At 68.0% G+C, this 11916-nt stretch carries 7 protein-coding genes; 6 read left to right on the top strand and 1 reads right to left on the bottom strand.

From position 1 onward, the window contains the following. Window positions 1–108: 108 nt before the first annotated feature. Window positions 109–3240, bottom strand: coding sequence for a TonB-dependent receptor domain-containing protein (locus IFR23_RS00230; RefSeq protein ID WP_244655370.1), 3132 nt, complete (start codon window positions 3238–3240; stop codon window positions 109–111). A 270-nt stretch (window positions 3241–3510) separates the two neighbouring features. Here IFR23_RS00230 and IFR23_RS00225 point away from each other — a divergent pair, with 270 nt between their 5' ends. The 6 genes from IFR23_RS00225 (at window position 3511) to nagE (ending at window position 11899) form a co-directional block, all read left to right on the top strand. Continuing rightward, a complete protein-coding gene (locus IFR23_RS00225; RefSeq protein WP_197978222.1) occupies window positions 3511–4503 on the top strand; it encodes a N(4)-(beta-N-acetylglucosaminyl)-L-asparaginase in 993 nt (330 codons plus the stop codon). A 62-nt stretch (window positions 4504–4565) separates the two neighbouring features. Beyond that, on the top strand, window positions 4566–5339 hold the full coding sequence (locus tag IFR23_RS00220; protein ID WP_192974250.1) for a copper homeostasis protein CutC: 774 nt from the start codon (window positions 4566–4568) through the stop codon (window positions 5337–5339). A gap of 156 nt (window positions 5340–5495) precedes the next feature. Continuing rightward, window positions 5496–6512, top strand: a complete 1017-nt coding sequence (locus tag IFR23_RS00215) for an SIS domain-containing protein (RefSeq protein WP_244655369.1) — start codon at window positions 5496–5498, stop codon at window positions 6510–6512. Beyond that, complete coding sequence (gene nagA / locus IFR23_RS00210; protein WP_192974248.1) at window positions 6509–7651, top strand: N-acetylglucosamine-6-phosphate deacetylase; 1143 nt, start codon at window positions 6509–6511, stop codon at window positions 7649–7651. Before IFR23_RS00215 ends, nagA begins: the two co-directional genes overlap by 4 nt. A 52-nt stretch (window positions 7652–7703) precedes the next feature. Next, window positions 7704–10199: a phosphoenolpyruvate--protein phosphotransferase gene (gene ptsP / locus IFR23_RS00205; protein ID WP_197978221.1), complete on the top strand. Its 2496-nt coding sequence runs from the start codon at window positions 7704–7706 to the stop codon at window positions 10197–10199. After that, window positions 10196–11899 carry an N-acetylglucosamine-specific PTS transporter subunit IIBC gene (gene nagE, locus IFR23_RS00200; protein ID WP_192974247.1) on the top strand — a complete coding sequence of 568 codons (1704 nt, stop codon included), beginning with the start codon at window positions 10196–10198 and terminating at the stop codon, window positions 11897–11899. Before ptsP ends, nagE begins: the two co-directional genes overlap by 4 nt. The last annotated feature ends 17 nt before the right edge of the window (window positions 11900–11916 follow it).

The following is an 11916-nucleotide window of genomic DNA, read 5'->3' as shown; positions in this document are numbered from 1 at the left end:
TCGGGAATAGGTACGGCCGCCGGCCCGGATCGCCCACCTGGCTACCGCGTAAGTGGCCTTCATAAGAAAAGGCCCGCCGCGAACGGCGAGCCTTTATGCGCTATCCAATCAGAACTTGACGGTCGCACCGACCGACAGGCTGCGGCCCAGCGAGTCGTAACGCTGCGGGATCGTGTTCGTGCGCGCGAGGGCCACGTTGTACGAGTCCGGAACGATCGGGGCGCTCTTGTCGAGCAGGTTGTTCGCGATCAGGCGCAGCGAAAACGCCTTGTCGATCGCGAAGTTGAGCGCGAGGTCGAAATAGCTCTTGGGCGAGACGCGGAAGTAGCTGGTCCGCGCGCGCGCATCGGTGCCGCCGATCGCCGGATCACCCGAATTGTCCGCGTTGGTCAGCGATCCGACATAGCGCCAGTTGAACGAGGCGCTGAAGCCGCGGTCGAGCGTCGTATAAGTCGCGCGCAGGCCATGCGACCATTTCGGGATCAGCTGGCCGCAACCATTGCCGTAATAGCCGGCGCAGTTGCGGGTCGGCTGGACCGGCGAGTCCTGGCCACCGGCAAACGTGGTCAGCGAGCCATTGAAGTTCCAGTCGATCTTGCCCGCGCTGGCGAGGTCGAGCGTGTACTGTGCCTGGAAATCATAACCGCGCGCGATCGACTTATAGAAGTTGGTCGTGCCCTGGCGGATGAAGCCGGTGGAAGGGTTGGTGCCGGCCGGCGAATAGAGCGTACCGGTGCCCGGGTTGCGGACGATGCCCTGACAGAAGAACGCGTCGCCGTTCGAACGCTGACAGCCATCGGTGTAGTAGCTGAAATCATTATAGCCGAGCGAATCGTCGATCTTGATCTTGTAGCGATCGACCGAGAAGACCAGCCCGCGCACGAACCGCGGCTTCACGATCAGGCCATAGGTCTGCGTGTAGGCGGTTTCGGGATCGGCGGTGAAGCCACCCGAGCGTACCGTACATCCGGTCGCACCGGTCGACGCATCGCCCGGGCAGATCAGCGTCGGGCTACCATAAAGTGCGTCGGACAGGCCGGTCGCGCGGCAGACGTCGCGCGAGGCGATCGGCGTGCCGTATGTCACGCCGCCATTGGGGTTGCTGGTGACGGTCGGCGCGCAGAAATCGTTGATCGTGCCCGATCCGCCGCGGGCGAACTCGACGTTCGTCGCTTGGCGGATTTCGGTCACCGTCGGTGCGCGCTGCGCCTTGTTGAACGAGGCGCGGAACGTCAGGTCGCTGACCGGCGCGTATATGCCCTCGATCTTCCAGGTGTTGAACGTGCTCGGATTGCTGCTGTACTTCGAGACGCGGTAGCCACCGTTGGCCTGCAGCAGATCGGCGAACCGCTTGTGCTGGACGAGCGGCACCTGCACTTCGACGTTGGCCTCCCAAACGTCCTGCTTCAGGTACGTGTCGTTGCCGCCGAGGCCAGCGCGATACACGCTGTCGGCGGTCGATTTGAGCGTATCCTTGCGGTATTCCGTCCCCAGCGCGATCGCCACGCCCTGTTCCGCGAACGGCGAAGTGATGCCGTATTTGCCGAGGTCGCCAGTGACGTTGGCCTGCACGTCGTACAGCGTGCCCGTGGTGACCGATGTCCCCCGGTCATACAGATAGTCGATGAGCGCCGGATTGGTGTTGCCGGCGCTGAACGCGTCGAACGGGACGCAGGCGGCATCCGTGGTCGTGGCACAGGTCGGTGTGGCGCGCGTGCCGCCGACGTTGATCGCGTTCTGCAGGTTGGTCGCGTTGACGAAGCTCGGCGTGTAATCCTGACGGTTGCGGGCATAGACGCCGCCGACGTCGTAGGTCCACGCGTCGCCGGCCTTGCCACGAAGGCCGCCGGTCAGGCGCACGCCGGTGTTCAGATAGGTGTCGGGCTGATCATTGCCCTCGCCCAGACGATAGCGAAGGTCGATCGGCGCCGTCGTAGCCGTACCGGCCGCGGCGCCGCAGATCGCGGTCGCCTGCGACCCCGACAGGAACGGGTTGTCGCAGTTCACCTGGACGCCGCCGCCCGCGATCGCTGGGTAGTTATTATACGACTTGTCGCGGAACCAGATGCCCGATGCGTACAGCTCGGCGTCCGGTGCGATGTCGAGGCTGACGAAGCCGCCGGCGTTCACGCGCTCCGACGGACGCTGATACGCGTAGTTGCTGAAATAGTTCGAGGCGTTGCCCGCACCCGGACCGAACGGAACGAACGTCCGCGTGCCGTTGGGGTTGTTGACGTATTGCGCGTTGGCGTTCGCACCGCTCTGCGGCGTGATGAGGCCGCTCGTCGAGCTGCTCGGCGTCAGACCACACGACAGTGGCGCGTTCAGCGTGGTCTGCGTCAGGTAGCAGCCCGAGTTCGAGCGCTCCGACAACAATACCGGATCGGTATGCTTGTAGTTGACGAACCCGTTGATCCGCAGCGCGCCGTCGAGCAGCTTCTTGCCCGCCGTCACCGTGACGTCGACCCGGCCACCATCGTTGGTCAGGCCGCGCGGGCTGCTGAAGCCCGATGCGCGTGCCAGCGACGACACTACCGTGTCCTTGTTGTTGTGATTGTAGAGATTGTAGTTGCCGTCGATCTGAAGCCCTTCGAAATCCTTCTTCAGGACGAAGTTGACGACACCGGCGACGGCGTCCGAACCATAGACCGACGAGGCACCGCCGGTCAGCACGTCGACCCGCTCGAGCAGCGACGGCGGGATGATACCGACGTCCTGGCCGTTCTGCGTGCCGAGGCGCTTGCCGTCGATCAGCACCAGCGTACGCTCGAACCCGAGGCTGCGCAGCTTGATGCGCTGGCGACCGTCGGAGTCGTTATAGGTCTGCTGACTGTCCGGCGCGATCTGCGGAAGGCGGTTCAGCACGTCCTCGACGTTGACCGCGGCCTGTGCGCGGATGTCCTGCGCCGTGACCGAGGTGATCGGCGCTGCGGATGTCGTGTTCGGCCGCTGGATGCGCGATCCGGTCACGACGATCGCACCGCTCGACTGGGCATCGCTCGACTGGGCATCCCGGCTGGTCTGATCGGCGGCTGCGGTCGCGGTCGTCGCATCGGCCTGGACCTTGGCGTCGGCGGGGGTCGTCGCGGCTGCCTGCGCGGGCGTCACGGCCGGTGCATCCTGCGTCGTCGCGGGTGCGTCCTGCGCCGTCGCGGACAAGTCCTGCGCCAGCGCGGGTAAGGCCGAAAAGACGAGAGAACCGACGAGTGCGATCCGCGAAACAGAATGGCCGAAGTGCATACCTACCCCTTTTCAATGCCCGATCGCGCACTGGCGTTGTGTCGGGTTGCGCTAACAGGGTTCGTCAAATCGGGATTTCAGTCAATGCCTAAACAATACCTTTATGGAACATTTGCGATAAAATGTTTCAAATCGGCGTCACGACTGGCGGGGCGACTTATCCTGCGATAGCCTGAGCATCTCAACCGGATAGCGGATCACGCTGGACGGGATGCGATGGGGGATCACATGGCGAACACGCGCAGATGGTTGCTGGCAGGCTTGGGCAGCATGGGAACGATACCATTCGTGAAGCCGCGGGGCGCGGCGGCGAACACGATGGGTGCAGGAACGGCGCCCGACTCCGAGGCTTCTGGCGCGGTCGTCCTGTCGACATGGGATTTCGGCGCCGCCGCCAACGCAGCGGCATTCGCCCGCCTGGCCAAGGGCGGCTCGCTGATCGACGCGGTCGAGGCCGGCGCGATGGTCCCCGAAGCCGACCCCAGCAATCATAGCGTCGGCTATTCGGGGTATCCGGACCGCGATGGCCATGTGACGCTCGATGCCGTCATCATGGACGACGCAGGCGGGGTCGGCGCGGTCGCGGCGCTGGAGAACACGGTGCATGCGATCTCGGTCGCGCGGCGGGTGATGGAGCGAACGCCGCACACCTTCCTCGTCGGCGAGGGCGCGACGCGGTTCGCGCGCGACCAAGGGTTCCCGCAACGATCGCTGCTCACGCCCGAGTCGGAGAAGGCGTGGCGCGGCTGGCTGAAGACCGCGAAATACCAACCCGAAGCCAATAGCGAGAACCGCGTCACGCGCACGCCCGGCGGCGCACTCGATCACGACACGATCGGCCTGCTCGCGCGCACCGCGGACGGTCGCATGGCAGGCGCGTGCACGACGTCGGGCATGGCGTTCAAGATGCGCGGCCGTGTCGGCGATTCGCCGCAGGTCGGTTCGGGCCTGTACGTCGAGGCAGGCGTCGGCGGCGCCACATCGACGGGAGTCGGCGAGGAGGTAACGCGAGTCGCAGGATCCGCGCGGGTCGTCGCGTCGATGCGCGGTGGCGCGTCGCCGCAGCAGGCGTGCGAAGAGGTCGTCCGCCATATCGCCCACCTCCGCGGCGACGCCATTCGCGGCGTCCAGGTCGGATTCCTCGCGCTCGATACGAAGGGCAATGTCGGCGCATTCTGCCTGTTGCCCGGCTTTACCTATGCCGTCACCGACGCGCGCGGCACGACGAGGGTGCTTAAAGCCAACTCGCTGTTCAAGGCGTGAGTGGCGCGGGCGTGAGCGGTGTGGGCGTAAGCGGGGACGGCGTTCTCCCCAGCGCGACGCCGATGCTCGAGGTCTGCGTCGAAGATCTCCATGGCATCGATACGGCAATCACGGGGGGTGCGGGCCGCATCGAACTCTGCGCGGCGCTCGCGGTCGGCGGCCTTACCCCGCCCGCGTCGCTGATCCGCGCGGCCGTGTCGGCAACTGCGGGAAGAACGGGCATCCCAGCCCTCCCGGTCCACCTGCTTGCACGCCCGCGCGAGGGTGGGTTCGTCTATTCCCGCCGCGAGCAGGCCATGATCGCGGACGATATCCGCACCGCCGCCGAGGCCGGGCTGGCGGGAATTGTGATCGGCGCTCTCGATGCCACGCACCGGCTGGACCTTCCGGTGCTGGCCGCATGGATCGCGCACGCTCGCGCGCTGGGTACGGCACGCGGCTATCCGCTATCGCTGACGCTGCACCGTGCGTTCGATCTGTGCGCGGACCTGCCCGCCGCGCTCGAAGCCGCCGTATCGCTCGGCTTCGACCGGATCCTGACATCGGGCGGCGTTCCCAAGGCGGTCGACGGCGTCGCGATGTTGGGCGACCTGCATCGACGGGCGGCAGGGCGGATCGTCATCCTGGCTGGCAGCGGAGTCTCTCCCGCCACGCTACCCGCCATCCTCAAATCCGGCGTGCACGAGGTCCACGCGTCGTGCCGCGTTGCGTCGGAGACCGCGACGGACCCGGCGGAACTGCGGTTTGGCTTTGCCGCCGCCGAACGCAGCGTGACCGATCGAGATACGGTCGACCGGCTGGCGCGCATGATGGCCGGTCATCTGACGCTTGAATAATACCAATCCATAACTTACTCAAACTGGTCTTGGTCGGGGGGCTGCTCGCTCCCTGCCCGCACGACACCCGCACGATAATCGAAGCGAGCCGCTGCCATGCATGAAACTGCTTCCCCTTCTCCGGCCCCCTCTTCCATCGCCGAAGACGCAACACTGATGTTTCGCGAGGCCGCGGAGTCCAGCGATGCCGTACAGCGGATGCTGTCTGCGAACGCGGCGGCTTTCGCAGCGCTCGGCGCCCGACTGCGCGCCGCGCCGCCCGCGGTCGTCGTGACCTGCGCGCGCGGATCGTCCGATCATGCGGCGGTCTATGGCAAATACCTGATCTGGACGAAGACGGGCATACCCGTGGCCGCCGCGGCCCCCTCGGTCGTGTCGCTGTATGACGCGCCGCTCGGCGCGCGGAACACCTTGTGCATCGCCGTCTCGCAAAGCGGCCGCAGCCCCGATCTGCTCGCGACGGTCGCCGCGCAGAAGGCCGCCGGCGCGCACGTCGTAGCGCTGGTCAACGACGAGACCTCGCCGCTCGCAGAGGCCGCCGATACCCTGATACCGCTGCATGCCGGCCCGGAAAAATCGGTTGCCGCGACCAAGTCCTATATCTGTTCGCTGGCCGCGCTGGCCGCGCTGACCGCCGAATGGGCCGATGACGACATGCTGCGTGACGCGGTCGCCGCGCTGCCCGCCGACCTCGCGCGCGCCTGGACACTCGACTGGTCGGCTGCGGTCGAGCCGCTGCGCACCGCGACCAACCTGTTCGTGATCGCGCGCGGGATCGGCTTCGGCATCGCCAACGAAGCCGCGTTGAAGATGAAGGAAACCTGCGCGCTGCACGCCGAATCGTTCAGCTCGGCCGAGGTTCGCCACGGGCCGATGCAACTCGTCGACGACGGCTTTCCGCTGCTCGCGCTGGCCACCTCGGATGTCGCCGGCGACGGTGTCCGCGAGGCCGCACGCGAGTTCGCGAACCGTGGCGCGCGCGTCCTGCTTGCCGACGCCGCGCTGGATGGTAGTCATGACGACACGGTCCTGCCCGCGCTCGCGGCACATCCGGCGATCGAGCCGATCCTGATGATCCAGAGCTTCTACCGCATGGTCAACGCGCTCTCGCTCGCGCGTGGCTTCAACCCCGACGCACCCTCGCATCTGAGCAAAGTGACGCGCACACTATGACGACCTACCGTTTCTCCAACGGCCATATCGCGGCCTCGACCGACGTCCTTCACGAAGCGACGATCGTCGTCCAGGACGGTCGGATTACGCAGATCGGCGACGCGACGTCCGATCAGGCCGTGGATCACGCGATCGACCTCGACGGCGGCTGGCTAATGCCGGGCTTCGTCGATACGCAGGTCAACGGCGGCGGCGGCGTGCTGTTCAACGACACGCCCACGGTCGAGGGCATCGCCGCGATCGGCGCGGCGCACCGCCCGTTCGGGACCACCGCGTTCCTACCGACGCTGATCAGCGACACGCCCGACGTGATCGCGCGCGCGCTCGACGCGGTCGACGCGGCGATCCTTGCGGGTGTCCCCGGCGTGCTCGGCATCCATATCGAGGGCCCCGTGATCAGCCCGGCGCGCAAGGGCATCCACGACCCGACGCGCTTCCAGGATCTCGACGACGAGCTACTCACGCTGCTGACACGCCCCCGTCTCGGCCGGGTCATGGTGACGCTCGCCCCCGAGCGCGTTACCGAGGCACAGATCGCAACGCTGACCGCCGCCGGCGTGCTCATCAGCATCGGCCATAGCGACGCGGATCACGTCACCGCGAGCGCCGGGATCGCCGCCGGGATCACCGGCGTGACGCATCTGTTCAACGCGATGTCGCCGCTGGTTCACCGCGCCCCGGGCGTGGTCGGCGCGGTGCTCGACGACCAGACGGTATATTGCGGGATCATCGTCGACGGCTTCCATGTCGACGACGCGGTGCTGCGGATCGCGTTGCGCGCACGGCCGCACGACCGGTTCATGCTGGTATCCGACGCGATGCCGTGCGTCGGCGCGGCCGAGAAGTCGTTCGTGCTGCAAGGCCGCGAAATCCATGTCGAGAATGGCCGCTGCGTCGGCGCCGACGGCACGCTGGCGGGCTCCGATCTCGACATGGCGGGCGCGGTCCGCAACACCGTCGACCGGCTCGGCGTCGCGCCCGAGATCGCAGCAGCGATGGCAGCGACCTATCCGGCGGCGTTCCTGCGGCTGTCGCAGGAGCGCGGCACGTTGCAGGTCGGCCGCACCGCCGACTGGGTCGTGCTCACCCGCGACCTGCATCCGGTCGGCACATGGATCGGCGGGGAGAGCGCGGCCTGACCGCCTCCACCCTGCTTTTGCGCCCCTCCCCTTTGGTATCGAGAACGCACCCATGGCCTCCATCCTCCTGACCGCGCCGATGCAGGGCTGGGCAACGCCGATCGACGAGGTGCCCGACGCGGTGTTCTCGGAGCGGATGCTGGGTGACGGCGTCGCGATCGATCCTACCGGCGACTGCCTCTATGCTCCTTGCGCCGGCACCGTGCTGACGCTGTTGCCGAGCGGTCACGCGATCACGATCGCCACGCCCGAGGGTGCGGAGATCCTGATCCACATCGGTCTCGACACGGTCGCGCTCGGCGGACGCGGGTTCAGCCCGTGCGTCGCGGTCGGCGATACGGTCGAGCGCGGTGCACCGCTGATCCGCTTCGACCTCGATCTGCTCGTGCGCGAGGCTCGCGCGGTCGTCACGCCGATCGTCATCGTGAACCCCGACCGGTTCAGGATCGTCCACGCCGTCTCCAGCGAACTGGTCGCGGTCGGCGATCCGCTGATGACGCTCGAACCCAGCGATGCAGTCGCACGCCGCGAGACGAGCCAGGACGGCGCGACGCACACACGCACCGTCGTCGTGCCCCTCCCCCACGGTATCCACGCCCGCCCCGCCGCGCGCCTTGCCGCGACCGCCAAGCGCTTCGACGCCGACGTGACGCTCGCATCCGGCGACAGGACCGCCAACGTCCGCAGCCCGATCGCCCTGCTCGCCCTGGCGATCCGCCACAACGAGACGATCATCGTGACTGCGGCAGGTGGAGACGCCGCGGCCGCGCTTGCCGCGATCTGCGACCTGATCGAGAGCGGCATGGACGAGCCGGCCGAAGCCCCCGTCCGCGCACCCGCCATCGCCGCCTCGCCAGCCCGCCCCGCAGTCGACGGCGCGCTGACCGGCGTCACCGCGGCACCCGGCCTGGCAATCGGCCGCGCCCGCTGGTTCCGTCCCGCCGACATCGTCGTCCCCGAACAGGGCGAAGGCATCGCCGTCGAGGAGGCACGCTTCGATGCGGCCGTCACGACGCTGTCGACCCGGTTCGCGGACCGCGCCCGCACCGCAGCCGGTCCCGAACGCGCGATCGTCGAGGCGCATGCGGCGATGCTCGACGACCCGATGCTCCACGAGACGACGCGCGGCGGCATCGCGCGCGGCGAGAGCGCCGGTCATGCCTGGCGCGCCGCGATCCGTCCGCAGGCCGACGCGTTGCGCACCAGCACCGACCCGCGGCTTGCCGAGCGCGCCGACGACATGCTCGATCTCAAACGCCAGTTGCTCGCGCTGATCGCCGGCGTCGAGACCACGCCGCTGTCGTTCCCGCCCGATACGATCCTGCTCGCGGACGACCTGCTGCCGTCGCACGTCCTGTCGCTCGACCGCGCGAATATCGTCGGCTTCTGTGTCGAGCGCGGCGGTCCGACCTCGCACGTCGCGATCCTCGCCGCGACGATGGGCCTCCCCGCGCTGGTCGCGATCGGCGCGCCGTTGAACACCGTCACCGACGACACGCCCGTGATCCTCGACGCCAACGAAGGCCTGTTGCGGATCGATCCCGACGCCGACACGCTCGTCGCCACGCAAGTCCGGATCGTCCAGACGCAGGTCCGCCGCACCGAAGCGCTTGCGCGCGCCGGCGAACCCTGCCGCATGGCCGACGGTACCCGGATCGAGGCTTTCGCCAACCTCGGCGCGCTCGGCGACGCGCATCTCGCGGTCGAGAACGGCGCGGAAGGCTCGGGCCTGTTGCGCACCGAATTCCTGTTCCTCGAACGCGATGCCGCGCCGACGGTCGCCGAACAGACCGCCGATTACCAGGCGATCGCCGACGCGCTCGACGGCCGCCCGCTGATCGTCCGCCTGCTCGACATCGGCGGCGACAAGCCCGCGCCGTATCTGCCGATGGCGCCGGAAGAGAACCCCGCGCTCGGCCTGCGCGGCATCCGCGTCGGCCTCGCGCACCCGCAGATCCTGGAGGATCAGGTCCGCGCGATCCTGTCGGTAAAGCCCGCCGGGCAATGCCGGATCATGGTGCCGATGATCGCCAGCCTCGACGAACTCCGCGCCGTCCGCGCGGTGGTCGACCGCGTCGCCGCAGAGATCGGCATCGTCGACCGCGTGCCCGTAGGCGTGATGATCGAGACTCCCGCCGCCGCCGTCACCGCCGACCTGATCGCCGCAGAGGCCGATTTCCTGTCGGTCGGGACCAACGACCTCACCCAATATACGCTGGCGATGGACCGCGGCAACGCCGCCGTCGCGAGCGGAATCGACGGGCTGCACCCCGCCGTCCTCCGGCTGATCGCGCAGACCTGCAAGGGCGGCGCGGTGCATGGCCGCTGGACCGGCGTGTGCGGCGGGCTCGCGTCCGACCCGCTCGCCGTCCCCATCCTGATCGGGCTCGGCGTCACCGAACTCTCGTCCGCACCCGCGCTGGTGCCCGAGATCAAGGCGCTGGTCGCGACGCTGACGATGGAGGCGTGCCGCGCGCATGCCGCCGCCGCGCTGCAATGCGGGTCCGCCGCCGACGTCCGCTCGCTCGCCCGGGAGTTCACCGCATGAAATCGATCCTCGAAGCCCTCCAGCCGCTCGGCCGCGCGCTGATGCTGCCGATCGCGGTGCTGCCGATCGCCGGCCTGCTGCTCCGCCTCGGCCAGCCCGACCTGCTCGACATCGCCTTCATCAGCGCGGCGGGCGACGCGATCTTCTCGCATCTCGGCCTTCTCTTCGCGATCGGCGTCGCCACCGGGTTCGCGCGCGACGGCAACGGCGCCGCGTGTCTCGCCGGCGTCGTCTGCTTCCTGGTCGCGACTGAGGCGGGCAAAGTCCTGATCACGGTCGCACCCGATGTGTCGGCAGGGCTGACAGGTGTCTCTGCCGACCTCGCGATCGCAGCGTGGAAGGCCAAGGCGATGGCACGGCTCGACGTGCCGATCGGCATCCTGTCGGGGCTCGCAGGGGGGACGCTCTACAATCGCTATTCGACGATCAAGCTGCCCGAATATCTCGCTTTCTTCGGCGGACGCCGGTTCGTGCCGATCGTCAGCGGCGTGGCCGGTCTCGTCCTCGCGGCGGTGTTCGGCTTCGGCTTCTCGCTGCTGAGCCAGGGCGTCGACCAGTTGAGCGTCGCGATCACCGGCAGCGGTGCGGTCGGCGTGTTCGTGTTCGGGCTGCTCAACCGCCTGCTGCTCGTCACCGGGCTGCACCATCTGCTCAACAACATCGTCTGGTTCGTCGCCGGCGATTACCACGGCACCTCGGGCGATCTGCGCCGCTTCTTCGCAGGTGATCCGTCGGCAGGAATCTTCATGGCCGGCTTCTTCCCGGTGATGATGTTCGGCCTGCCCGCCGCGTGCCTTGCCATGTACCATTCCGCGAAGCCCGAGCGCCGGAAAGCGGTCGGCGGCATGCTGCTCAGTCTCGCGCTCACCTCGGCGCTGACCGGCGTCACCGAACCGATCGAGTTCAGCTTCATGTTCCTCGCGCCCGTGCTGTACGCGGTGCACGCGGTGCTGACCGGCCTGTCGATGGCGTTGATGGACCTGCTCGGCGTCAAGATGGGCTTCGGCTTCTCGGCGGGGCTGCTCGATTACGTGCTGAACTTCGGCAAGGCGACGCGACCGCTCGTCCTGCTGCCGGTCGGCGCGGTGTATTTCGTGCTGTATTACGGGCTGTTCCGCTTCTTCATCCGCAAGTTCGACCTCGCGACACCGGGGCGCGAAGCCGAGACCGTCGCCGCGGTAACGGCCCCCACGGCAGGCGGGCGCGGTGCGGCGTTCGCGCAGGCGCTCGGCGGCGGGGCGAACCTGACCACGGTGAGCGCGTGCACGACGCGGTTGCGGTTGATCGTGGTGGACCAGTCCGCGGTCGACGATGCCGCGCTAAAGGCGCTCGGGGCACGCGGTATCCTGCGCCCATCGAACTCCGCGCTCCAGGTCGTGCTCGGGCCGATCGCAGACGTCGTCTCGATGGAAATCCGAGATGCTCTGGCGTTGGGTGGCGATGTGGCAACCAAGCCTGCCGCGACTGTCGCGGAGGATATGATCAGCCTGTCGTCCGCAACCGAGAGCGCGCTCGGCGGTGCGGCGAACATCCGCAATGCCAGCCGCCATATAGGTCGTTTGCGCGTCGAGCTGAATGACGCCGGAATAGCGGATGATGCAGGGCTGGCGAAACTCGGCGTTCGCGCGATCGCGCGGCCGGCACCCGGTCAGGTGCATCTGCTCGCGACTGACGCCGTTCTGACGACGCTGGCCCGCTAGACCACTGATCCTCCCCC

Source organism: Sphingomonas sp. CFBP 13603, assembly GCF_014892665.1.
Taxonomy (GTDB): domain Bacteria; phylum Pseudomonadota; class Alphaproteobacteria; order Sphingomonadales; family Sphingomonadaceae; genus Sphingomonas.
This window is presented reverse-complemented; position numbering and strand designations above follow the sequence as displayed.